A 21,241-nucleotide genomic window follows, 5' to 3' on the forward strand; every position below is an offset into this window, starting at 1 on the left:
ATCCGGCCGGAGGCCGATTCTTGGATCAGCGCTTTGCCGGCTGCGCCGACGCCGTGAGCGCCTCGAAATTCTGCTGCCAATAGGACTCGATCTGCTCGATCAGCGCCGGCGGCAGCGGCACATAGTTGAGCAATTCGGCCTGCGGCTTGCCGCTTTCCAGCGACCAGCGGAAGAACTCGATCGCGGTGGCCGAGCGTTCCGGCGATTTCGGCTGCTTGTACATCAGCACGAATGTGGTGGCCGTGATGGGGTAGGCGTCCTCCCCCGGCGCATTGGTCAGCACCAGGTGGAAATCCTTCGTGGCCTTCCAGTCGGCGCTGGATGCGGCAGCCTGAAACGATGCGGCGTCCGGGGTGACGAAATTGCCGGCGCTGTTTTGCACCAGCCCGAAGGAGATCCTGTCGAGCCGCTGCAGCGCATAGGTGTATTCGAGATAGCCGATCGAACCGGGAATCAGGCTGACCAGCGAGGCAACGCCATCATTGCCCTTGCCGCCGAGCCCGACCGGCCACTCGACCGTCGTGCCCTCGCCGACCTTTGCCTTCCACTGCGCGCTGATCTTCGCGAGATAGTTCGACCAGTTGAACGTCGTTCCCGATCCATCGACACGATGCACGACGGTGATCGCCACGCGCGGCAGCTTGAGGCCCGGATTGATCGCCTGGATCGCCGGGTCGTTCCACGACCTGATCTTGCCGAGATAGATGTCGGCCAGCAGTTGGCCGGTGAACTGCATCTGGCCGGGCTTGACGCCGTCGATGTTGACCACCGGCACGACGCCGCCGATCACGATCGGAAATTGCATCATGCCGAGCTTGTCCAGCTCAGTCGGATCAAGCGGCATGTCGCTCGCGCCGAAATCGACGGCCGCCTTCCTGATCAGGCCGACGCCGATGCTCGAGCCGACCGGCTGGTAGCTGACATCGTTGCCGGTCCTGGTCTTGTACGCGCTGATCCATTTCGCCATCACAGGCGAGACGAAGGTCGAACCCGCGCCCTTTGTCTCCGCAGCCAGGCTTGGCGTTGCGACGACCAGTGCAGCGAAGATGGTCAGTCCCTTGAGATGTTTCGTCATGGCTCGAGCCTAGCAGGACGAACGACAACATCATGTGGGCCACGTCACAAAACCGTAACATGGGCCGCAGCACCGGACAACGATGCTCCGCCACCGCAGGAGGCCCACGGGATAGACCAAACGGGTCAAGCTCAGGGAGCTAAGGCGAGCGGGTGCTCGCGCCCAGCAGTTGGCGAAGCGGATTGAGCGGAGCAAGCGGCGTCAGCTCAAAACTCATCAGATGGGCCTGGCCCAGCGGCAATTTTTCCAGCATCTCGCGGGCAGCCGTGGCATCCGTAACGTTCAGGATGAACACCACACCGGGACGTCCCTGTAGCGAGAACCACTGGTCGATCTTGCCATCGAGGTAGAGCTTGACGGTCTCTTGCACTTCGGTCGGAAGGATCGCCCGTGCCGCGGCCGGATCGACGCCCCGATTGAGCGTTCCGACCGCCAGGATGCGCGTCGTCGGCGCCGGCGGAGCTGCGGACTGCGCGCGGCCACCGTCCACTCCCATCAGGCAGATGATCAGCGCAGCGATGGAGCCAGCCAGAGCGTTGTTCATTTTCGTACTCCTCATTCGGATTCAATCGAGTTTCACTCGCGCTTGCCGCATCGCGCTGCGCGGAGGCGACCGCCCCTCGGCGCCGGCGAAATGATGGATTTCATCTTGCCGCTGGCGCCTCGGGGATCGCAGCGGTTACTTGCCCTGGATCAAGAGACCCAGCGGCGCCAGCGGACCGACCGGGATCACGTCGTATTGCGCAAAGCCTTCGGTCACGAGCGGCATGGCTTCGACGGTCGCCCGCGCCTGTTCGACCGACTCGGCATTCATGAGAAAGATCACGCCGGGCTTGTCCTGGCGGAAGAAGAACTGCTCGATCTTGCCGTCGAGATAGAGCTGCAGCGTCGCCGGGACTTCCTTCGACATGATCTGCTGCCGCTGCTCCGGGGTGACCGGCTTGGTGATGTTTCCGATAGCGATGACTTTCATGTCCGTTCTCCTGTTCGTCGTCAGATGTTTGCCGGTGCCATCCGGCTCTAAAGTGCGAGCCGAATAGCGGCGTAAGCGCCATTTTTCGGAGCATTTACGCCACCGAAAAATCGATGATCGCTGCACGAACGCGTTGTTTTTCAATCGATTATGTGTACATCTCCGATTGTAGGCTTCGCGCTTCCGCGATCCCCGACGGCGCAGGATTTAGCGTGCGGGCTGCGAAATCGGTATTGCCGCAAATGCCAATCTTGAGGCCATTTACGCCATGCGCATTTCGATCCTCGCGCTCGAGGGGTTTTGGGACACCGGGCTCGTCGTGACGCTCGACGCGCTCACGCTCGCCAACAAGTTCGCAGCCGCGCAGTTGGGCGGTGCGCCGCGGTTCGACGTGTCGGTCGTCGGCGTGCGCAGGCGGGTCCGATCCGGCCAGCGATTTGCGATGCCGGTGCAATCGATCACGCCGGATTCGAAACCGGATTGGGTGATCGTGCCGGCGCTCAGCACCGGCCAGCCCGAGCAATTGCTGCCGGCGCTGGAACGCCGCGATGTGCGTCAGGCGACCGCGCAACTGCGAAGATGGTACGCCGCCGGCGCCGGCATCGCGGCGTCCTGTATCGGCACATTTGTGCTCGCCGAGAGCGGACTGCTCGATCAGAGGCAAGCAACGACGACGTGGTGGTTGTCGCCGCTCTTCCGGCAGCGCTACCCGAACGTTCGGCTCGACGAGACGCGCATGCTGGTGACCTCGGATCGCATCGTCACGGCCGGCGCCGCGATGGGACATCTCGATCTCGCACTCTGGTTCATCCGCCAGGCGAGCCCGGAGCTGGCAAACCTCGTCTCGCGCTATCTGCTCGCCGATTTGCGCTCCTCACAGGCGCCCTACATCATTCCCAATCATCTGGCGCAGGCCGATCCGCTGATCCTGCGTTTCGAGAAATGGGCGCGCGAGCATCTGAAGGAAGGGTTCTCGCTGCAGGACGCCGCCAAGGCGCTGGCGACCAGCGCCCGCACCTTGCAGCGCCGCTGCGAAGCGGTGCTCGGCAAATCGCCGCTGTCGTATTTCCAGGACCTGCGGGTCGAGCGCGCGCAATCGCTGCTGCACGGCAGCGGCCTTGCGCTCGACGCCATCGCCGCCGAGGTCGGCTACCTCGACGGCGCGACGCTGCGAACCCTGTTGCGTGAACGCCTGGGGCGCGGCGTGCGCGAGCTCCGCGCCGATCTGCGCTGACCCGCAACGTGCGACGTCAACGCGCTGCGCCGAAGCGTTCGATGACCTCGGCGAGTGGAATGTGTCCTACGCAGGCGCCGCTCCCCGCGCTGCGCTCGCCGCTCTCCAGCGCCGTCGCATGGATCACGGCCGGATCGGCTTCGAGCCGCGCGCGAAGCGCATCCAGCTTCGGCCAGCGGCCGCGATCGGCCACGGCATGGAAATCGAGCCAGCGCGCCACCCCGATCAGCAGCGCATCGGCCAATGTCGGGCGCTCGCCGAGCAGGAACGGGCCCTCGCCGATCAGTTCCTCGAGCCGGTCGTGCCGCTGCATGACGTTGCCCTGTCCCCATCGCCGCAGCGCCGACTGCATGGCCGGATCAGGCGTCTGCATCTCCAGCGCCGCCCACAGCGGACTGAACGCGGCGGTGAAGCCGGTGTTCACGAACGCCATCAGCTGGTGCATCCGGTCGGCCTCCGGCGACAGCGGATCGAAGCTGATGCGGCGTTCGGCATCGCGCGCCGCGAGCCAGCCTGCGATCGCCATGTTCTCGGTCAGCACCCTGCCCTTGTCTGTGACGAATACCGGCGTCTCGTGCCGCGGATTGATCCGCGCATAGGACGGAAGGCGCATCTCGCCGAGCATGTCGACGCGGCAGAGGCGATATGGCTTGCGCAGCCATTCGAGGGCTGCGACGAGCCCCATGGAGCTTCCCAGCGGGAAGCCATAGATAAGGATCGGTTCCATGATGTGGTCTCCGGTGATGTCAGTGATCGCGCTGCGCAGCGGAGGGGGACCCTAGTCACCACATCGGCGAAGTAAATTACGCACCTTTTTGTAACCACGAGCGATCCATGAAATCTCGCGTCTCCCGCTGCCCGATCGAAGAAGTCATGCAGATCCTGAGCGGCCGCTGGCCGACGCTGCTGATCTACTATCTGAAGCAGGGCACCAAGCGCTTCAGCGATTTGCGCCGCGACAATCCGACCATCTCGCACAAGATGCTCGCACTGGAGCTGCGCAAGCTGGAGGACGCCGGCATCGTCGCGCGCACCGAATTCGAGGGATATCCGTTGCGCGTCGAGTACGAGCTGACGCCGGCCGGCGAGCGGCTGGTGCCGCTGATCGATGCGCTGGGCGACTGGTGGGAAGCGACGTCGGACGCCGGCGTACCATCCATTGCTTGAGCGATGACGACACGGATCGCGCACACGCAGCCCGGATGAGCGCAGCGACATCCGGGGCTGCTGGCCGACTGCACTCCCAACGTCCCGCATCTCGCTGCGCTCATCCGGGCTACGTGTTGCCAGCGACACCGCGTCCGCGATGGAAATTCCGCGACATGGCACCGCTGCGCAAGCGCATCCGGCGCAACGCCCCTAGCGTTCCCGCACGCCGCCGCGTTACATTCATCCTCACGCGCCGATGCGCGGGGGAGCCAATCAAGGTGCCGAAGAGCACAGCCAGAGCATGATCCGGAAAAGTGTGAAGCGGTTTTCCGAAAGGATCATGCCTAAACAAGCAGCGAGTACGGGCGGCGTGACGGCTCCCGTGCAGACGTCCACTCCGTCCATCGCTGCGCCCGGCGCGCGCGGCTGGCGCGACTATGCGCTGCTGCTGGCGCTGGCTTGCTGCTGGAGCTCGACCTATCCGCTGACCAAGATCGGGCTCGGCTCGATCCCGCCGATCACCTTCATCTCGGCGCGCTCGCTGGTCGCAGCCGGCTTCCTGCTGATCGTGCTGCGGCTGCGCGGCATGCGCATCCCGACCGATCTGAAAGCCTGGAAGCTGTTTGCGGTCCAGCAGACCATCAACTCCACCGTCCCGTTTCTGGTGATCACCTGGGCGCAGCTTTATGTGCCGGCGTCCAACACGGTGGTGCTGGCCTCGACGACGCCGATTTTTGCCTTCCTGATCACCTGGACGATCACCCGGCACGAGCCGGCTTCGCTGCTCAAGCTGGTCGGCGCGATCCTCGGCCTCGCCGGCACGGTCGCGATCATCGGCCTCGACGCGCTCGGCGGCTTCGGCAAGGAGATCTTTGCGGAGATCGCGATCCTGCTCGCCACCGTCTCGTTCGCCTGCGCTACGATCTTTGGGCTCAAGGTGTCGGACTACGATCCGATGGCGGTCGCGGCCGGCTCGCTGCTGTTCGGCGGCACCGTCTTGTTGCCGCTCGCGCTGATCGTCGACCAGCCCTGGACGCTGCACCCGACGCCGCAGGCGCTGGCCGCCACCGTCATCATGGGGATCTTTTCCAGCGCGTTCGGCCTGATGCTGTTCTACATGTGCCTGACCCGGCTCGGCACGCTCACGACGAACGCGCAAGGCTATCTGCGGATTCCGATCGGCGTGGCGCTCTCGGTCGTGCTGCTCGGGGAAACCGTACCGTCGAATCTCGCGCTCGGCCTCGTGCTGGTGATGGCCGGCGTCGCCGCGATGACCCTTCCGGGCGAAACGTTCAAGCGCGGGCTGCGGCGGCTGCGCAAGTGAGGTGAGCACACGGCTCAGGCTCCCTCCCCCCTTGCGGGGGAGGGTTGGGGAGAGGGGTAAGCCACGGGCGACATGATTGATGAAGGCATTGCTCTCGCTATTCCGACATCGCGTCATCAGCGTTCATCGATAGAGCGCGTCGTGTGGCACCCCTCTCCCTAACCCTCCCCCCGCAAGGCAGGGCGATCGCATATGGCAATTCCCGAGTCTCTTCCGATGCTTGGCTTGGCGCGGCACGCGCTCGACCTGAATAGGCCGTGGAATCGGATGGAGAACAAATCGGAATCGGAGCGCGAATGGCGGACACGTTCACTCGACCCACCCTTCGCAGAACTATCGATTCCACGCGGGTTTCTTTCATATGCGATAGCCCTGCCCCGCAAGGGGGGAGGGAACCCTTCCACTGGTGCCTACCTTACATCGGCAAAGCAGCACTATCCGCGTCATTGCGAGCGAAGCGAAGCAATCCATGGGTCCGCATATGCGGAGCGATGGATTTCTTCCGCCTTCGCCAAGGCTTCGGCGGACAAGTCGTCGCTTCGCTCCTCGCAATGACGGCCGGATAAGCTGACAGCAGCTCACGCCGACAGCTGCTTCTCCGCGATCGACAGCCACTCGGCCTGGGCGTCGCGCAGATATTTTGGCGCGCGGCGCATCTGGATCAACAGCTCGTTGAACACCATGCGCGCCTCGGCGGTGCGGCCGACCAGTTGCAGCAGCAGGCCATAGCGCACCCGCGCCTCGGCGCCGGGGAAATACTGCGTGACCTCCTGATATTCCTGCAGCGCCTCATCGACCCGGCCGATTTCGGCGAGCGCGCGGGCATAGAGCAGATGGCCGTCGGCGGATTCGAAATCGGGCCAGCGCTCGCGCAGCGCATCGAGCGTCGCCAGCGCATCGGCGGGCTGCTTGCGGGCGAACTGGGCCTGCGCCTTGGCGAGCGCGTAGGCCGGATCGTCGCCCTGCGGCAGCTTCATGATGTGGTCGTAATGGCCCTCCGCCTCCTCGTAGCGCCCGACATTGTGGCACTCCTGGGCGAGCGCAGCGCGGTTGGCGATCGTGTCTGACGTCGCCAGCTTGTCGGACAGTTCGCGATAGCGCTTCTCCGGATCGAGCCGGTTGGCGACCCGCTTGCGGGCTTGCGCGGCCCCGGGCCCGCCCCACCATTCCGGAATCAGCTCGACCACGATGTAGGCGAGCCCGCCGATCAGCGGCACCATCAGGATGATGAACGCCCAGGGCTGCAGACGCCCGGTGCGCGCGGCGTGCCAGATCAGCGTGATGTCGAGCAGCAAGACGACCAAGGCAAAGGGCATGTCGAGTTTCCCCAAAGCGGCCGGAGACCTCAAAATCGCGCCCGTGATAGCGTGTCCGGCATGCCAAAACAATCCCGGGTTGACGCATCAGGCGGTTTAACGTGTAGGCTTTGTAAAGACGGGAGCCGTCATACCGCATTAGTTTCGGACGCGGCCCGACAGGTTCATGCTCCGCGCGTATCGACGCCGAACGAATTGCCGTTGCCACGTTGCCCGCGGACGCCGATCACCGACTCGATCAAACCGGTGAAGCCGAGCGTGACGGCGGTTGACGCGTCCGCCGCGTGATGGTGCTCTCGCGCCGGCGGAATCTGCGAGGTGCCCGATGCAACTGTACTTTTTCGCGCAGTTTCACGCCGCTCCCGGCAACGAAGCGAGCGTCGAGGCGGCACTCCGCAAGGTCGCGGCCCCCTCGCGCGCCGAGGCCGGCTGCAAGGCGTTTCACGCCTTCCGCGGCACCCGCGATCGAGCGACGTTCTTCATCCATTCCATATGGGCGGATGAGGCGGCGTTCGACTTGCACGCCACGCTCCCGCATACGGTCGAATTCCTCGCGACCATGAGGGAACTGGTCGACCGTCCGCCGGAGATGTGCCGCACTGAAATGATGCTTTGAAGCGCGGCTCGCAGCCTACTTCTTGTCGTCCGCCAGCAGCGTGCGGTATTTCGCGACGTCGCGGGTCACCAGTTGCTGCAGCACCTCGGGCGCGAGCTCATTGGCGTCGGGTGCGACCGTGGAGAGATCGGCGAACCGCTTCTTCACCGCCTCGCTCGCGACCGCGCTGCGCGCCGCCGCATTCAGCTTGGCGATGATCTCGCCCGGCGTGCCCTTCGGGGCGAACAATCCGTTCCAGCCCTGCGCCTCGAACTCGGGCAGTCCGGCCTCGGCCGAGGTCGGCAGCTCCGGCAGCGACGCGAGCCGCACCGTCGAGCCGACCACCACCGCTTTCACCAGTTTGTCGTCGATCGCCTGCGACACCGAGGCCGCGGCATCGCAGACGCCGTCGATCTGGCCGCCGATCGCGTCGGTCAGCGCCGGCGCCGCGCCGCGATAGCCGACCAGCGTCACGTCGACGCCGGCGGCATGAACAAAACTCTTGCAGATCAGGTAATTCGAGGAGCCGACGCCGGCATGGCCGAGATTGATCTTGCCCGGATTCTTCTTGGCGTAGTCGATGAACTCTTTCAGGTCCTTGGCCGGAAAATCCTTGCGCAGCGCGACGATGCCGAAGGTCTTTGCGACCACCGCGATCGGCGCGAAGGAGTCCGGCGTGAACGCCAGCTTCGGATAGATCGTGTAGGTCGCGGCATTGGTGCCGGCATTACCGATCGCGATCGTATAACCGTCCGGCTCGGCGCGCGCCGCCCGCGTCAGCGCGGTCGAGCCGCCGGCGCCGGCGACGTTCTCGATGATGATGCTCTGGCCGAGCGCGACACCCATCTGGTCGGCCACCGCGCGCGCGATCACGTCGGAGGTGCCGCCGGCCGCGAACGGCACGATCATGGCGATCGGGCGCTTCGGGAAATCCTGGGCTTCGGCAGCGGTCACAAACACGAGCGCCGCGACTGCGGCCAAGCATCGGCGCAGCATGATGCTCACGCCGCCTTTTCGAGATGCTGGGCCAGCCCCGCGAACAGGCCGCGGCCGTCGGTGCAGCCCATGATCTCTTCGACGTGGTTTTCCGGATGCGGCATCATGCCGAGCACGTTGCCGCGCTCGTTGACGATGCCGGCGATCGAATGCGCGGCGCCGTTGACGTTGGAGGCTTCGTCGACCACGCCTTCCGGCGAGCAGTAGCGGTACAGCACCCGCCCCTCGCCTTCGAGCCGCTTCAGCGTCTCCTCGTCCGCCTCGTAATTGCCCTCGCCATGGGCGACCGGCACCCGGATCACCTGGCCGGCATTGTAGCCCCGCGTGAACGGCGTGTCGGAGCGCTCGATCTTCATGTGCACGTCGCGGCAGACGAACTTCAGCTGCGCGTTGCGCATCAGGACGCCCGGCAGCAGCCCGGACTCGCAGAGGATCTGAAAGCCGTTGCAGACGCCGAGCACGAGCCCGCCCTTGGCGGCGAAGTCGCGCACCGCGTCCATCACGGGCGCGCGGGCCGCGATCGCGCCACAGCGTAGATAGTCGCCGTAGGAAAAGCCGCCGGGCACCACGACGAGGTCGGTGCCCGCCGGCAGCGCGGTGTCGGCGTGCCAGACCATCGCGGCGTCGTTACCTGACGCCAGCTTGAGCGCGCGCGCCATGTCGCGCTCGCGGTTGATGCCGGGGAAGACGAGGACGGCTGATTTCATTTCGATGCGGCCTAGAGCAGTTCGACCCGGTAGTTCTCGATCACGGTGTTGGCGAGCAGCTTGTCGGCCGCGGCCTTCAGCGCGGCTTCCGCCTTGGCCTTGTCGGTGGCGGCGAGCTCGATGTCGAACACCTTGCCCTGGCGGACGCTGGCGACGCCATCGACGCCGAGCGATTTCAGCGCACCCTCAATCGCCTTGCCCTGCGGATCGAGGATGCCGGTCTTCAACGTCACAGTCACACGTGCCTTCACGCCTCGCCCCTTAGCTTTTCACCAGCACCGGGCCGGTGCCGGCCGGCCGCTCGTTTTCCATCAAAATGCCAAGCCGCTTTGCGACCTCGGTATAGGCCTCCAGCAGGCCGCCGAGATCGCGGCGGAAGCGGTCCTTGTCGAGCTTCTCGTTCGACTTGATGTCCCACAGGCGGCAGCTATCCGGCGAGATCTCGTCGGCGACGATGATCCGCATCATCTCGTTCTCGAACAGCCGGCCGCACTCCATCTTGAAGTCGACCAAACGGATGCCGATGCCGAGGAAGAGGCCGGTGAGGAAGTCGTTGACGCGGATGGCGAGCGCCATGATGTCGTCGATCTCCTGCGGCGTGGCCCAGCCGAAGGCGGTGATGTGCTCTTCCGACACCATCGGGTCGTTGAGCTGGTCGTTCTTGTAATAAAACTCGATGATCGAGCGCGGCAGCTGGGTGCCCTCCTCGATCCCGAGCCGCTGCGACAGCGAGCCGGCGGCGACGTTGCGCACCACCACCTCGAGCGGCACGATCTCGACCTCGCGAATCAGCTGCTCACGCATGTTGAGGCGGCGGATGAAGTGGGTCGGCACCCCGATGTCGTTGAGGTGCTGAAACAGGTACTCCGAAATCCGGTTGTTGAGGACGCCCTTGCCCTCGATCACCTGGTGTTTCTTGGCATTGAACGCGGTCGCGTCGTCCTTGAAGTGCTGGATCAGGGTTCCCGGCTCCGGGCCTTCATAAAGCACCTTGGCCTTGCCTTCATAAATACGGCGTCGACGGCTCATTGGGATGTACCGTGTTTTGTTGAAATCCATTGATTTGGGTGCTCCGATGGCTTGGGGTTACGACCCACGACGGAGCTGCCGCGGAGGCCTGGAACCTGGGCATTCCAACTGGAAACAGAACAAGAACCACGCCTGACGGCAACCTATCCGATTGGCCCATCCAGCACAATCAGTACCGGCCGCTCGAACCCACTTATACCGCTCTATCGTCAAGGGCCGAATCCGCCTGTTTTGGCTGCGGCTTAACGGCTCGTTGTCCTGTCATTTCCTCCTGCTTATCTAGGCAGGGATCGGGGCCGCCGCAACGGACGCCGCGACCCACAATGTCACCAGGGGAACTTCGACTATGAGCGAATTCAATAAGCGCGAGGAAGGTTTCGAGAAGAAGTTCGCCCTCGATGAGGAACAGAAGTTCAAGGCCGAAGCCCGCCGCAACAAGCTGCTCGGCCTTTGGGCCGCCGAAAAGCTCGGCATCTCCGGCGACGCCGCCAACGCCTACGCCAAGGAAGTGGTGGCCGCCGATTTCGAGGAGGCCGGCGACGGCGACGTGCTGAAGAAGGTGCTGACCGATCTCACCGCCAAGGGCGAGCCCGTCACCGAGCGCGACATCCGCGCCAAGATGGACGAGCTGCTGGCCGTGGCCGCGGCCCAGGTGAAGGCCGGGGCGTGAAGGCGGGCGCGTAGCTCCGCGCAACAGCTGTATCAAATTCGACCAGGCGCGCCGGACACCGTTCCGGCGCGCTGCGTTTGTATGCCGCGCATTTGGGGGAACCGGCGGCGCGAACTATCAGTCCCGTCATCCCCGCGCAAACGCTCCGCGTTTGTCGCTGGAGGTGCGAGCTCTTGCGAGCCTCGAAGGATGCACGGCCACCAGCCGGGCCGATTCATCCCTTCGAGGCTCGCCGAAGAGGCTCGCACCTCAGGATGACGGGATGGTAGCAAGCTTTGTTTGCGATCCAGCCCTGGCTAATACCGCGGCGCCCGCTTCTCGATAAACGCCTCGAGCCTTCCTCGATCTCGTCAACGCGCCCGTGATTTTGGACCGCCATATGCGGTGCGGATCATCTCCAGCAGCAGCCGCGACGCCGCGCTCAAGAAGCCGCCGCGCCGCGTCACCGTCACGACCTCGTGGCTCGCGGTCAGGTTGGCGACGCGAATGGTCGCGATCCGTGACGCGCCCATTTCCTCGGCGGCGTTGCTTTGCGACAGCAGCGCGATGCCGAGCCCGGCCTCGACCAGGCGCTTTTGCGCCGTGAGGCTGTCGACCGGCGTCCAGTCGACCTCGCCGAGGCCGTGGGTCAGGAACAGCGCGAAGACATGCGCGGCCGTGATCTCGCGGCGGCCCGGCACCACCGGAAAGGCGATCCAGCGCTCGTCCCGGAGATCGGCCAGTCGTGCGACCCGCCGCCCGGCCAGCCGATGCTGCCGCGCGCACACAACCTGAAGCGGTTCGGAAAACAGCAGCCCGCAATCAAGGTCACGCGACCGGTCGCGGTCGTAACGCAGGCCGATCGTGGCCTCGCCGCGCCGGACCAGGTCGCTGACCTCGGCGCTGGTCGCGGTGCGCAGCGTCAGATCGACCTCTGGATGCCGCTTCGCAAAGCGCTTCAAGACCCTGGAGAGCCGCTCGCCGGCCAGCGTGCCGGTCACCGCAAGCGCAACCGGGCCGGATTTGTCGCGCGACAGCGCCCGCACCGCGTTCTCGGCATCCTGCGCCGCCGCCACTGCGCGCTCGGCATAGGGCACCATCACCCGCCCCGCATCGCTGAGCCGCGTCCTGCCGGCGATCCGCTCGAACAGCGGCACGCCGAGCTCCTGCTCCAGCAGCGCGATGCGCCGCGAGATCGCCGGCTGCGAGCGATGCAGTGCCTTCGCCGCGTTCGAGATGCCGCCGCGGCGGTGCACGACCAGGAAGGTGTTGAGCGCGTCGCTGTCCATCGACAACCTCATGCAGAAAACTGATGTAATCCAGAGAAATAACAAATTTGGCTGATGGGCGAAACAGCCCTAGGCTTGCGGCCAGTCGATCGCGAGACCAGCTCGCGACATTGCAAGACAACAGGAGCTGACATGCGCACCCAGGCGGACAAGGCGGCACGGTTTCGCGAACTGCATCAGCGCAGCGGCGCCTTCATCATCCCGAATCCGTGGGATGCCGGCACGGCAAAAATCCTCGCGGCGATGGGTTTTGAGGCGCTGGCGACCACAAGCCTCGGTGTTGCGAACACGCTCGGCCAGTCCCGCATCAGCCTCTCGGCCATCATCGAGAACTGCCGGCAGATCGCCGAGGCCACCGATCTGCCTGTCAATGCCGACCTCGAAAACTGCGGCGCCGACATGCCCAAGCTCGCGGCCGAGGCGATCCGCTTCGCTGCGGAGGCCGGCGCAGTCGGCGGCTCGATCGAGGACTCGACCGGCGATCCGCAGCGACCAATCTACGATTTCTCGCTTGCGGTCGAACGGGTGCAGGCGGCGGTCGAGGCGGCGCGAGCCCTGCCCTTCCCGTTCACGCTGACGGCGCGGGCGGAAAACTTTCTGCACGGCCGCAAGGACCTCGACGACACCATCAGGCGGCTGCAGGCTTTTGAAGCCGCCGGCGCCGACGTGCTGTACTCGCGGGCCTGTACGACCTCGAGACCATCCGCACCGTGGTGTCGGCGGTGAACAAGCCGTTCAACCTCGTGATGGGCTTTGCCGATCCGACGCTGACGCTCGAGCAACTCGCGGCCGCCGGCGTCAAGCGGATCAGCGTCGGGGGCGCGATGCAGCGCCACGCGCTTGCGGCGTTTTTGCGCTGCGCCCGCGAGATGAAGGAGAAAGGCGCGTTCAGCTTCGTCCGCGACATGGCGCCGGTGAAGGAGGTGCGCGAAGCGTTCGCTGCCGCCAAGGGCGAATAGGGAGTGGCGAATGGCGAGGTGCCATAGAATGAATCCATTCGCTATTCGCTACTCGCCATTCGCCCTCACTTCTCAATCCGCGCATCCGGAATGCTCAATCAGCGCGATCCAGGCAAAAACCACATTCCCCCTTAGGGTGTGTTAACGACTTCACACAACCTTAAGCGATTCCCAAGCTAGAAGCCCGTCCCGGGTACGGTCGAACGATCGCCGTTCGACCAATTGCGCCCGATGCATGGGAGATAAAAAATGCCTGATACGCTTCCGCCGTTTCCGACGATCGACAGTTTGTCATGGGCACCGCCGGCGCAGACCGCGCCGACAGAGGCCGCGCGCATCGATAATGTCAGCCTGAACATCTACGCAGATGCGGACAATGCCAACTACCAGGATTGGGTTTCGGACGTTCCGAGGGGATCGGGCAACCCCCGCCTCAACAATTGGTGGTCAGGCCAGGCGCCGAGGTCGCCGCGGCGGCTCGTCCTGCGCCACTACTGGAGACTGGTGCCGGGCACCTTCACGCACCTGTCCCCGGGGCAGCCATCTGAGACAGAGTTGGCAGTATACCAACGGCATCTCGACGACGGATTCGCAGTCGATTACCGCGCAGGTCGGGATCAAGGCGGGCGACATCAGTGCCGGATTGAGCGCCACCTTTAGCAAGTCGGTCACGGTGAGCAGTCAGACATCGACGACCACCGAATACTCCGTCGATCCTCCCGCAGCGGGAACCCGCGTCTGGATGCTCTGGGACCTCATGTACGATTTGTCGGTGGTCGACCAGTACACCGGGACAGTCATCCCGGCGGGCACCTACCGCGGCGACGTCGACTTTGCCGGCGATAAACATTACTCAGGTGCTTACCTGAATTACCCCTGGACCCACCTCGTCATTTCCTCGGGCAATCTCGTGTCCCAGGACAAGGTCTTTCCGGCCGCGTGATCCGAACGCCGATCGCCGCGCCATCAGCCGTGGAAGGACGCGCCGGCAATCGGCGCGGCCGAGCGGAAGCGAAGGTGTGGCTCGCGCTCTGGACCGCGAAAGCGAATAGGGAGTGGCGAATAGCGAATGGAAAGAAGCTATTCGCTACTCACTATTGGCCATTCGCGTTCTCAGCCTTCCTTGAACCCGTATTCCGGCACGTTGCCGCTCGCGCCGTAATATTTGTACGGCAGGAATTTTCCGCTCATCGTGATCTTGACGCGGTCGCCCTTCGGATTGGCGACACGCTCCAGCGCCATGTCGAAATCGATCGCCGACATGATGCCGTCGCCGAATTCTTCCTCGATCAGCGCCTTCCAGGCCGGGCCGTTGACCATCACCATTTCGTAGAAGCGATAGATCAAGGGATCGGTCGGCGGCATCGGCGTGCCGGTGCCGCGCATCGGCACCTCGTTGAGCATCGCGATTTCCGCCTTCGACAGGGAGAACAGCTCGCCGGCATTGGCCGCCTGCGGTTTTGTCAATTTCATCTGGCCGAGGATCGCGCCGGTGATCAGCACCTCCGAATAGCCGCCGATCTTTTCGCAGATGTATTTCCAGCTCCAGCCCTTCTCGCGCTTGATGTCGAGCAGCTTTTCGGTGAGGTCTTCGCGTTTCATGGGGTTCCTCCTTTGGCTTCAGCGCGCAGCGCTCTGCGCGGGATTGGGTTCGACGACGCGCGGCGGCGCCACGATGGTGGGCTCGCCGACGCCGGGCCGCACCGTCGGCACGCGGCGCGGATCGTGATGGATCACCTCAGTGGCAAAGCTCTTGCTCCGGCTGACCAGGAAATCGACGATATGGTTGCGCAGCGCATAGTAATAGGGATGGCGGTGCAGATCGATGCGGCCGCGGTCCTTGGGCAGCGGATTTTCGACGATCTCGGCCAGCACCGCGCCGGGGCCGTTGGTCATCAGAAAGATCCGGTCGGCGAGGAAGATCGCCTCATCCACGTCATGGGTGATCATGAAGGTGGTCTGCCCGGCCTCCAGGCAAATGCGCCGGACCTCGTCCTGCAAGGTGCCGCGGGTGAGCGCATCCAGCGCCGAGAACGGCTCGTCCATCAGCATGATCTTCGGCGTGATCGACAGCGCCCGCGCAATACCGACGCGCTGCTTCATGCCACCCGACAGTTCCGACGGATGCTTGTGCTCGGCGCCGGTGAGGCCGACCAGATCGATGAACTTCTGCGCATGCGCCCTCACCCGCGCACGATCCCAGCGCCGCCATTTCGAGCTCACGGCATAGGCGACATTGCCGAGCACGGTGCGCCACGGCAGCAGTGCATGGCTCTGGAAGATCACGGCGCGGTCGAGGCTGGTGCCCTCGATGGCCTCGCCGTCGACGATCACCGTACCCTCGCTCGGCTCGTCGAGGCCGGCGAGGATGTTGAGCACCGTGGTCTTGCCGCAGCCGGAATGACCGATGATGCAGCCGAACTCGCCGCGCGCCATCGCGAGCCACAGGTTCTCGAACACCGTGGTGGTGCCGCCGTTCGCCGCCGGATAGCGCCGCGCGATGCCTTCGATCGAGATGAACTTGTCCGTCATCGCAGGCTGCCCCTTCCCCCTCTCCCCGCTTGCGGGGAGAGGGTCGGGGTGAGGGGGGCTCTCCACAAAGCTGGTGAGAATTCGACTCGCGGAGGCTCCCCCTCACCCAGATCGCATCTAACGATGCGATCTGGCCTCTCCCCGCAAGCGGGGCGAGGCGAACAAGCGCCAGTGCCTACGAACTCCATCATCATCGGCGCGCTACTCCGGAAACGTCACCATGCGCGTGAAGCGCGCCAGCACCTGGTCGAGCAGCATGCCGACGATGCCGATCAAGAGGATCGCGATGATCACATTGGTGATCGAGAGATTGTTCCACTCGTTCCAGACGAAATAGCCGATGCCGGTGCCGCCGACCAGCATCTCGGCGGCGACGATCACGAGCCAGGCGATCCCGATCGAGATCCGCATGCCGGTCAGGATGGTCGGCGCCGCGGCCGGCAGGATCACGGTAAAGGCGCGCCTGACGGTGCCGACCTCGAGCGTGCGCGCGACGTTGATCCACTCCTTGCGCACGCTGGCGACGCCGAACGCGGTGTTGAGCAGCATCGGCCACACCGAGCAGATGAAGATGACGAAGATCGCCGAGATGGAGGAATCCTTGATGGTGTAGAGCGCAAGCGGCATCCAGGCCAGCGGCGAGATCGGCTTCAGCACCTGGATGAACGGATCGAGCGCCCTGCTGATCAGCGGCGACATCCCGATCAGAAAGCCGAGCGGGATCGCGACGATCACCGCGATCAGGTAGCCGAGCCCGACGCGGCCGACCGAATAAGCGAGCTGAATGCCGAGCCCCTTGTCGTTCGGCCCGTTGTCGTAGAACGGCCGCTGCAGATGCTCCCACAGTTTGGCGCCGACATCCAAAGGCCCCGGCATCGCCGACTTGCCCTGCGTTGCGGTCAGCCCCATCAGCTTGGCGTATTCCGGGCTCATGCTGGCGGCCGCACCGGTGCCGCGGGTCGCGAGATGCCAGACGCCGAGGAAGCCGGCGAGCAGCACGAGCGAGACGATCGCGGCGCGCAGGCGGAGGGTCATGGTCATCTCCCTCTCCCCGCTTGCGGGGAGAGGGTCGGGGTGAGGGGGGCTCTCCGCGAGGACGCAGGGAGTCGGACTCGCGGAGGCTCCCCCTCACCCGTATCGCATCTTGCGATGCGACATAGCCGAAGCAGGGCTTCGGCGTTCTTTAGAACGGCCGCCGAAGGCGGCCTATTGCTCTCCCCGCACGCGGGGCGAGGCGAAGAAAGCGCAACACCCCTCACGACGACTTCCTGATCTTGAAGCCGGCGAGATAATCGTCGGGCTTCTCCGGATCGAACGTCTTGCCCATCACCGCGAACGACTTGTAGCTCGCAGCCGCCGGCGTAAGCCCCATCTCGGCCATCACCTTCCTGGTGTCGGTGGCGAGATACACCTGCTCGGCGACGGCCTTGTAGTCGACGTCGCCCTTGATCTGGCCCCAGCGCTTCATCTGCGTCAGCATCCACACCGCAAAGGACTGCCAGGGGAACGGATCGAAATCGACCCGCTTCGGATCGGTCTTCACGCCGCCGAGCCCGTCGGCATAGGTGCCGGTCAGGACCTGCTCCAGCACCGTGACCGGCGCGTTGATGTAGTTGGCCGGCGCGATCGCCTCCGCGATCTGCTTGCGGTTCTCGGCCTTCGCCGCATAGGAGGTCGCGTCGACGATCGCACGGGTCAGCGCCGCGAAGGAATTCGGTGCCGTCGTGATGAACTCGCGGCTCGCGGCAAAGCTGCAGCAGGGATGGCCGTCCCAGATCTCCTTGGAGAGAATGTGCAGGAAGCCGACGCCGTCATAGATCGCGCGCTGGCAGATGTTGTCGGGCGCAAGGAAGCCGTCGATGTTGTCGGCGCGCAGATTCGCGACCATCTCCGGCGGCGGCACCGAGCGGAGCTGCACGTCGGTGTCAGGGTCGAGCCCGTGCTCGGCGAGATAATAGCGCAGCAGGTAATTGTGCATGGAATAGTCGAACGGAATGGCGAACTTCATGCCCTTCCAGTCCTTCGGATCGCGCTTGTCCTTGTGCTTGATCGCCAGCGTGATGCCCTGGCCGTTGATGTTCTCGATCGCCGGCACCGTGAACGGGATCGCGTTGGCGCCAAGGCCGAGCGAGATCGCGATCGGCATCGGCGCCAGCATGTGGGCGGCGTCGTATTCCTTGTTGATGGTCTTGTCGCGGATCACAGCCCAACCGGCGGTCTTCACGACGTCGACGTTGAGCCCCTGCTTGGCGTAGAAGCCGAGCGGCGCCGCCATGATGATCGGGGTGGCGCAGGTGATCGGAATGAAGCCGACCTTGAGATCCTTCTTCTCCGGCGGACCGGCGTCGGCGAATGCTTCGGTAGCTAGTTTCAGCGGAAAGAATTGCGACAGCGCAGCGAGCGCGGTCGCTGCCCCAACCGATTTCAGGAAGGCGCGGCGCGCGGCGTCCTGCGGAAACACCGCGCGCATCACCGCCGAAGCGACGACGCCCTGGTAACGCTTCTCCTCGCTATCAGCGACCGGTTCGCAGCGCAGCGCGCGCTCGGCGTGCTCGTGCTCGGCAATGGAGCGATGCCGGCCGCACACGCAAGCCCATCGGGTGAGTTCGCGGTCGGCGTCGAACGGATCGTCGAAGGTGGACATGCTGCGCCCCATTGTCGCACCGAAGCGCTCAGGAGATTGCGCTCCGGTCAAATTTTCACCGTCCAGCTGCGTTTTGCGCCGCTGGACGGTGACGAACATGCACGTTCTATGCCGCTTTGCCTGTTACGACGGCAGTCGTCGGCAGCCCCTCGTCGATCGGCAGCGACGGATCGCGCGACCATTCGTTCCAGGAGCCGAAATACATCCGCACGTCCTTCACACCGGCGTTCTTCAGCGCCAGGAACGTGTTCGAGGCGCGTGCGCCCTTGAAGCAGTAGAGATAGACCGGCGTGGTCTGCGAGATGCCGACGGTGGCGCATTCCGCCAAGATCTCATCCTTCGACTTGAAGCGCGGGCCTTCCGCGGTCGGCTTCATCATGCGGTACCATTCCAGCCACACGGCACCCGGGATGCGGCCCTTGCGCGGGCAGAAATCCTTGCCGTAGGGCGAGGAGCTTTCGCCGATCCACTCGTCGACGTCGCGCACGTCGAGGATCGCGACCCCGGGCTTGTCGAGCGCTGCCAGCATCGCCTTGGCGTCGATCATGATGTCGCCGGCCTCCGGTACGATCGTGAACGCCGCCTTGATCGGCACCGCGACGTCGGTGGTGACGGGAAGGTCGGCGGCCTTCCAGGCGTCAAAGCCGCCATGCAGCACCTTGACCTTGGGATAGCCGAGCATCGTCAGCAGATAATAGCCGCGGCAGGACTGGCCGAAGCCCGAGTTCATCGACTGCTCGTAGATCACGGCGGTCTCCTTGCCCGAGAGACCGGCGGCGCCGAACGCGTCGGCAAACTTTGTCTTGAGCTCGTGCATGCCCTCGGGCGTCGAAGTCGCGAGATAGGTGAAGATGTCATGCACGTTGACCGCGCCGGGCAGGTGTCCCGCCGCATAGGCATCCGGATTCCGCGTGTCGATGATGACACACGGCTCTTTGGTGACGAGCTCGGCTAGTTCGCCGGCGGTGATCAGAACGTCCGTCATGGCTCTCTCCTGTGCGTGGTTGCAGTCTTGGTGGTCCCGGACTCTCCCTTCACCCGTCCGCCAGCATCTTGCGCAGCTGCTTGGTGGCGGGGGTGACGATGGCGACGAAATAGGCCTCGCGCAGCCGGCGCTGGGCGCGGTGGCTTTTGAGGTAACCGCGCGCGCCACAATGCAGCATCGCCGCATGCGCGACCGCGACGCTGGCGTCGCCGATGCGCAGCCGCAGCGCCACGACGCGGCGCCAGTAGCTGTCGTCGGCATTGTAGGGATCGCACGCGAGCGCCATCGACTCCTTCTCGAACTCGGCGTGGAGCTCGCGGAACTGGGTCGGCTGCTGCGGCAGATAGCGGTTGACGTGGCCGAGCGGCGCATGGACCTCGTCCATGATGTTGATGCAGTCCTTCATCAGGCCGAGGCCCATGCCAACCTGCAGCAGGATGAAGCCGGCGCGGATCTTCTTCACGAAGGGCGCGGCCGGCTCGGCCAGGATCAGATCATCCGGCACGAACAGGTCGCGGAACTGGATGCCATAGGTGCCGGTGCCGTCCATCGCCAGGAACGGCTTGCACGGCGTCAGCGTAATGGCGGGATCGGAGCAGTCGGCGAGAAACATCACCGTATCGCCGGGCTCGCCGTCCTCGCGCTCGAAAATCGTCCCGAAGTAATGGCCGGGGCCGAGATTCGACACCCAGGGCAGCGCGCCGCGGACGATATAGCCGCCGTCGACCTTGCGGCCTTTCAGCTTGAGCCGCTCGATGCCGAAAAAACTCTTCATCGGGTTGGACAGCCCGGTGCCACCGAGCACGCGCCCGCTGGAAAAGCAGTTGCCGAAGCGCGACGCGAGCTTCACGTTGGTGGAGTTGGCGGCGTACCAGACCAGCGTGTTCTGGCACCACGCCATGAACGCGGTGGCGCCGCAGACCTCGCCGATCGCGGCCATCGCCTGGATGGCCCAGCGCAGGTCGGCCGGCCCTTCCTGCGGCACGTGGCTGCTCCACGCCCCGACCTCACCGATCCGGCGCAGGAATGCGGCGGGATAGACTTCGCCGGCATCGATCGCGTTTGCGAGCGGTGCCAGCTCCTGCCGGGCAAGGCGCGCGACCTCGTCCGTGATGGTCGGTGCGGGATCTTGAGCTGCGACCCGCGATAAAGCCAATGAACCCATCGATCGTCTCCGCACCTTCCGTGATTGCCTGATCGAGCTAAGCGCTGACCTCGAGATTGACCGGACGGGTGAAGGTGTTGGCGACCGGCGACCATTTCTTCACATGCGCCACCAGCGCGTTGATCTCGTCCTGCGAGACGCCCTCGCACTCCATGTCGACCTTGACGCGGACGTCGGTGAAGCCGACCGGCTTCTCGCTGACGTCACCGGTGCCCCACACCGCGGTGATATTGAGATCGCCCTCGAGCTCCAGCTCGAGCTTGTTGACGATCCAGCCGCGATGCACGGCGTTGGCGTGCAGGCCCACCGCAAGGCATGACCCGAGCGCGGCGAGCGAGGCTTCCGACGGATTGGGCGCGGTGTCGTCGCCGAGCAGGCCCGGCGGTTCATCGACGATGTAGGGCGCGAGGTTGCGGATGTAGTTGGCGTGGCGGAACTTGCCCTCGGCCACCGTCTTGCACTTCAAGGTCTTGATCACCTTCGGGTTGGCCTTGCCGTTGGCAATGAGCTGCTCGAGCCCGCCTCTGTCGATCGGCGCGAGGCAGCCGGTCAGTGCGGTTTTTTGAGCGACAGCAGTCATCAGTTTTCTCCCTGGAAGCGGTGGATTGATCAGGATACCG

24 protein-coding genes and 1 pseudogene are annotated in these 21,241 nt (G+C 64.7%); 8 read left to right on the forward strand and 17 right to left on the reverse strand.

Going from position 1 to position 21,241, the window contains the following annotated elements; translation table 11 throughout:
- Positions 1–25: 25 nt before the first annotated feature.
- The 3 genes from pstS to XH93_RS27780 form a co-directional block, all read right to left on the reverse strand.
- The gene (gene pstS, locus XH93_RS27770) at positions 26–1,075 is read right to left on the reverse strand and encodes a phosphate ABC transporter substrate-binding protein PstS (protein ID WP_194469928.1); all 1,050 of its coding nucleotides are present in this window, start codon (positions 1,073–1,075) and stop codon (positions 26–28) included.
- A gap of 139 nt (positions 1,076–1,214) precedes the next feature.
- The gene (locus XH93_RS27775) at positions 1,215–1,619 is read right to left on the reverse strand and encodes a muconolactone Delta-isomerase family protein (RefSeq protein WP_194469929.1); all 405 of its coding nucleotides are present in this window, start codon (positions 1,617–1,619) and stop codon (positions 1,215–1,217) included.
- Between the two features lie 135 nt (positions 1,620–1,754).
- Positions 1,755–2,048 carry a hypothetical protein gene (locus XH93_RS27780; protein ID WP_194469930.1) on the reverse strand — a complete coding sequence of 98 codons (294 nt, stop codon included), beginning with the start codon at positions 2,046–2,048 and terminating at the stop codon, positions 1,755–1,757.
- Positions 2,049–2,316: 268 nt separating this feature from the next.
- Here XH93_RS27780 and XH93_RS27785 point away from each other — a divergent pair, with 268 nt between their 5' ends.
- Positions 2,317–3,282, forward strand: a complete 966-nt coding sequence (locus XH93_RS27785; RefSeq protein ID WP_194469931.1) for a GlxA family transcriptional regulator — start codon at positions 2,317–2,319, stop codon at positions 3,280–3,282.
- A gap of 16 nt (positions 3,283–3,298) precedes the next feature.
- Here XH93_RS27785 and XH93_RS27790 read toward each other — a convergent pair whose 3' ends face one another.
- Positions 3,299–4,009, reverse strand: a complete 711-nt coding sequence (locus XH93_RS27790; protein WP_194469932.1) for a glutathione S-transferase family protein — start codon at positions 4,007–4,009, stop codon at positions 3,299–3,301.
- Between the two features lie 107 nt (positions 4,010–4,116).
- On the opposite strand from XH93_RS27790, the gene XH93_RS27795 reads away from it, so the two are divergent.
- Both XH93_RS27795 and XH93_RS27800 read left to right on the forward strand, forming a co-directional pair.
- Complete coding sequence (locus XH93_RS27795) at positions 4,117–4,449, forward strand: helix-turn-helix domain-containing protein (RefSeq protein WP_194469933.1); 333 nt, start codon at positions 4,117–4,119, stop codon at positions 4,447–4,449.
- A gap of 322 nt (positions 4,450–4,771) precedes the next feature.
- Positions 4,772–5,755 carry a DMT family transporter gene (locus XH93_RS27800; protein ID WP_194469934.1) on the forward strand — a complete coding sequence of 328 codons (984 nt, stop codon included), beginning with the start codon at positions 4,772–4,774 and terminating at the stop codon, positions 5,753–5,755.
- 578 nt (positions 5,756–6,333) lie between these two features.
- On the opposite strand, the gene XH93_RS27805 is transcribed toward XH93_RS27800, so the two are convergent.
- Positions 6,334–7,071 carry a tetratricopeptide repeat protein gene (locus tag XH93_RS27805; protein ID WP_139484626.1) on the reverse strand — a complete coding sequence of 246 codons (738 nt, stop codon included), beginning with the start codon at positions 7,069–7,071 and terminating at the stop codon, positions 6,334–6,336.
- Between the two features lie 325 nt (positions 7,072–7,396).
- On the opposite strand from XH93_RS27805, the gene XH93_RS27810 reads away from it, so the two are divergent.
- On the forward strand, positions 7,397–7,687 hold the full coding sequence (locus tag XH93_RS27810; protein WP_194469935.1) for a putative quinol monooxygenase: 291 nt from the start codon (positions 7,397–7,399) through the stop codon (positions 7,685–7,687).
- Between the two features lie 15 nt (positions 7,688–7,702).
- Here XH93_RS27810 and XH93_RS27815 read toward each other — a convergent pair whose 3' ends face one another.
- The 4 genes from XH93_RS27815 to purC are packed head-to-tail and all read right to left on the reverse strand — an operon-like array spanning position 7,703 to position 10,398.
- Positions 7,703–8,662: a tripartite tricarboxylate transporter substrate-binding protein gene (locus XH93_RS27815; protein ID WP_194469936.1), complete on the reverse strand. Its 960-nt coding sequence runs from the start codon at positions 8,660–8,662 to the stop codon at positions 7,703–7,705.
- Between the two features lie 5 nt (positions 8,663–8,667).
- Positions 8,668–9,369 (reverse strand): phosphoribosylformylglycinamidine synthase subunit PurQ, encoded by a 702-nt coding sequence (purQ, locus tag XH93_RS27820; protein ID WP_194469937.1) that lies wholly within the window; start codon positions 9,367–9,369, stop codon positions 8,668–8,670.
- Between the two features lie 11 nt (positions 9,370–9,380).
- Positions 9,381–9,620 carry a phosphoribosylformylglycinamidine synthase subunit PurS gene (purS, locus tag XH93_RS27825; RefSeq protein WP_139484622.1) on the reverse strand — a complete coding sequence of 80 codons (240 nt, stop codon included), beginning with the start codon at positions 9,618–9,620 and terminating at the stop codon, positions 9,381–9,383.
- Positions 9,621–9,630: 10 nt separating this feature from the next.
- Positions 9,631–10,398 (reverse strand): phosphoribosylaminoimidazolesuccinocarboxamide synthase, encoded by a 768-nt coding sequence (purC, locus tag XH93_RS27830; protein WP_171708996.1) that lies wholly within the window; start codon positions 10,396–10,398, stop codon positions 9,631–9,633.
- 346 nt (positions 10,399–10,744) lie between these two features.
- Here purC and XH93_RS27835 point away from each other — a divergent pair, with 346 nt between their 5' ends.
- A complete protein-coding gene (locus XH93_RS27835) occupies positions 10,745–11,068 on the forward strand; it encodes a DUF1476 domain-containing protein (protein WP_194469938.1) in 324 nt (107 codons plus the stop codon).
- A gap of 350 nt (positions 11,069–11,418) precedes the next feature.
- Here XH93_RS27835 and XH93_RS27840 read toward each other — a convergent pair whose 3' ends face one another.
- Positions 11,419–12,336 (reverse strand): LysR family transcriptional regulator, encoded by a 918-nt coding sequence (locus XH93_RS27840; protein ID WP_194469939.1) that lies wholly within the window; start codon positions 12,334–12,336, stop codon positions 11,419–11,421.
- A gap of 132 nt (positions 12,337–12,468) precedes the next feature.
- Here XH93_RS27840 and XH93_RS27845 point away from each other — a divergent pair.
- The 3 genes and pseudogenes from XH93_RS27845 to XH93_RS27855 all read left to right on the forward strand — a co-directional run bounded on the left by XH93_RS27845 (position 12,469) and on the right by XH93_RS27855 (position 14,238).
- Positions 12,469–13,295, forward strand: a pseudogene (locus tag XH93_RS27845) (oxaloacetate decarboxylase).
- Positions 13,296–13,544: 249 nt separating this feature from the next.
- Complete coding sequence (locus tag XH93_RS27850) at positions 13,545–13,955, forward strand: hypothetical protein (protein WP_194469940.1); 411 nt, start codon at positions 13,545–13,547, stop codon at positions 13,953–13,955.
- Positions 13,939–14,238 carry a hypothetical protein gene (locus XH93_RS27855; RefSeq protein WP_194469941.1) on the forward strand — a complete coding sequence of 100 codons (300 nt, stop codon included), beginning with the start codon at positions 13,939–13,941 and terminating at the stop codon, positions 14,236–14,238. The genes XH93_RS27850 and XH93_RS27855 overlap by 17 nt, the downstream gene beginning before the upstream one ends.
- Positions 14,239–14,408: 170 nt before the next feature.
- On the opposite strand, the gene cynS is transcribed toward XH93_RS27855, so the two are convergent.
- The 7 genes from cynS to XH93_RS27890 form a co-directional block, all read right to left on the reverse strand.
- Complete coding sequence (gene cynS, locus XH93_RS27860) at positions 14,409–14,897, reverse strand: cyanase (RefSeq protein WP_194469942.1); 489 nt, start codon at positions 14,895–14,897, stop codon at positions 14,409–14,411.
- Positions 14,898–14,915: 18 nt separating this feature from the next.
- Positions 14,916–15,827 carry an ABC transporter ATP-binding protein gene (locus XH93_RS27865; protein ID WP_194469943.1) on the reverse strand — a complete coding sequence of 304 codons (912 nt, stop codon included), beginning with the start codon at positions 15,825–15,827 and terminating at the stop codon, positions 14,916–14,918.
- Between the two features lie 201 nt (positions 15,828–16,028).
- A complete protein-coding gene (gene ntrB, locus XH93_RS27870) occupies positions 16,029–16,868 on the reverse strand; it encodes a nitrate ABC transporter permease (protein ID WP_194469944.1) in 840 nt (279 codons plus the stop codon).
- Between the two features lie 214 nt (positions 16,869–17,082).
- The gene (locus tag XH93_RS27875) at positions 17,083–18,471 is read right to left on the reverse strand and encodes a CmpA/NrtA family ABC transporter substrate-binding protein (protein ID WP_194469945.1); all 1,389 of its coding nucleotides are present in this window, start codon (positions 18,469–18,471) and stop codon (positions 17,083–17,085) included.
- Between the two features lie 106 nt (positions 18,472–18,577).
- Positions 18,578–19,456: a sulfurtransferase gene (locus XH93_RS27880; protein ID WP_194469946.1), complete on the reverse strand. Its 879-nt coding sequence runs from the start codon at positions 19,454–19,456 to the stop codon at positions 18,578–18,580.
- A gap of 49 nt (positions 19,457–19,505) precedes the next feature.
- Positions 19,506–20,621 carry an acyl-CoA dehydrogenase family protein gene (locus XH93_RS27885; protein WP_194469947.1) on the reverse strand — a complete coding sequence of 372 codons (1,116 nt, stop codon included), beginning with the start codon at positions 20,619–20,621 and terminating at the stop codon, positions 19,506–19,508.
- Positions 20,622–20,658: 37 nt separating this feature from the next.
- Positions 20,659–21,201, reverse strand: a complete 543-nt coding sequence (locus XH93_RS27890) for an OsmC family protein (RefSeq protein ID WP_139484781.1) — start codon at positions 21,199–21,201, stop codon at positions 20,659–20,661.
- Positions 21,202–21,241 lie beyond the last annotated feature (40 nt).

This window comes from Bradyrhizobium sp. CCBAU 51753 (assembly GCF_015291565.1).
GTDB classification, from domain to species: domain Bacteria; phylum Pseudomonadota; class Alphaproteobacteria; order Rhizobiales; family Xanthobacteraceae; genus Bradyrhizobium; species Bradyrhizobium ivorense.

Excerpts from the sequence above, each read along its gene's own strand:
- XH93_RS27875 (WP_194469945.1), bottom strand. The coding sequence starts at position 18,471 with ATGTCCACCTTCGACGATCCGTTCGACGCCGACCGCGAACTCACCCGA.
- XH93_RS27810 (WP_194469935.1), top strand. The coding sequence starts at position 7,397 with ATGCAACTGTACTTTTTCGCGCAGTTTCACGCCGCTCCCGGCAACGAA.
- XH93_RS27775 (WP_194469929.1), bottom strand. The coding sequence starts at position 1,619 with ATGAACAACGCTCTGGCTGGCTCCATCGCTGCGCTGATCATCTGCCTG.
- purQ (WP_194469937.1), bottom strand. The coding sequence starts at position 9,369 with ATGAAATCAGCCGTCCTCGTCTTCCCCGGCATCAACCGCGAGCGCGAC.
- XH93_RS27795 (WP_194469933.1), top strand. The coding sequence starts at position 4,117 with ATGAAATCTCGCGTCTCCCGCTGCCCGATCGAAGAAGTCATGCAGATC.
- XH93_RS27850 (WP_194469940.1), top strand. The coding sequence starts at position 13,545 with ATGCCTGATACGCTTCCGCCGTTTCCGACGATCGACAGTTTGTCATGG.
- XH93_RS27800 (WP_194469934.1), top strand. The coding sequence starts at position 4,772 with ATGCCTAAACAAGCAGCGAGTACGGGCGGCGTGACGGCTCCCGTGCAG.
- XH93_RS27785 (WP_194469931.1), top strand. The coding sequence starts at position 2,317 with ATGCGCATTTCGATCCTCGCGCTCGAGGGGTTTTGGGACACCGGGCTC.
- XH93_RS27880 (WP_194469946.1), bottom strand. The coding sequence starts at position 19,456 with ATGACGGACGTTCTGATCACCGCCGGCGAACTAGCCGAGCTCGTCACC.
- XH93_RS27815 (WP_194469936.1), bottom strand. The coding sequence starts at position 8,662 with ATGCTGCGCCGATGCTTGGCCGCAGTCGCGGCGCTCGTGTTTGTGACC.
- XH93_RS27885 (WP_194469947.1), bottom strand. The coding sequence starts at position 20,621 with ATGGGTTCATTGGCTTTATCGCGGGTCGCAGCTCAAGATCCCGCACCG.
- pstS (WP_194469928.1), bottom strand. The coding sequence starts at position 1,075 with ATGACGAAACATCTCAAGGGACTGACCATCTTCGCTGCACTGGTCGTC.
- XH93_RS27840 (WP_194469939.1), bottom strand. The coding sequence starts at position 12,336 with ATGGACAGCGACGCGCTCAACACCTTCCTGGTCGTGCACCGCCGCGGC.
- ntrB (WP_194469944.1), bottom strand. The coding sequence starts at position 16,868 with ATGACCATGACCCTCCGCCTGCGCGCCGCGATCGTCTCGCTCGTGCTG.
- XH93_RS27780 (WP_194469930.1), bottom strand. The coding sequence starts at position 2,048 with ATGAAAGTCATCGCTATCGGAAACATCACCAAGCCGGTCACCCCGGAG.
- purC (WP_171708996.1), bottom strand. The coding sequence starts at position 10,398 with ATGAGCCGTCGACGCCGTATTTATGAAGGCAAGGCCAAGGTGCTTTAT.
- cynS (WP_194469942.1), bottom strand. The coding sequence starts at position 14,897 with ATGAAACGCGAAGACCTCACCGAAAAGCTGCTCGACATCAAGCGCGAG.
- XH93_RS27805 (WP_139484626.1), bottom strand. The coding sequence starts at position 7,071 with ATGCCCTTTGCCTTGGTCGTCTTGCTGCTCGACATCACGCTGATCTGG.
- XH93_RS27890 (WP_139484781.1), bottom strand. The coding sequence starts at position 21,201 with ATGACTGCTGTCGCTCAAAAAACCGCACTGACCGGCTGCCTCGCGCCG.
- XH93_RS27790 (WP_194469932.1), bottom strand. The coding sequence starts at position 4,009 with ATGGAACCGATCCTTATCTATGGCTTCCCGCTGGGAAGCTCCATGGGG.
- XH93_RS27835 (WP_194469938.1), top strand. The coding sequence starts at position 10,745 with ATGAGCGAATTCAATAAGCGCGAGGAAGGTTTCGAGAAGAAGTTCGCC.
- XH93_RS27865 (WP_194469943.1), bottom strand. The coding sequence starts at position 15,827 with ATGACGGACAAGTTCATCTCGATCGAAGGCATCGCGCGGCGCTATCCG.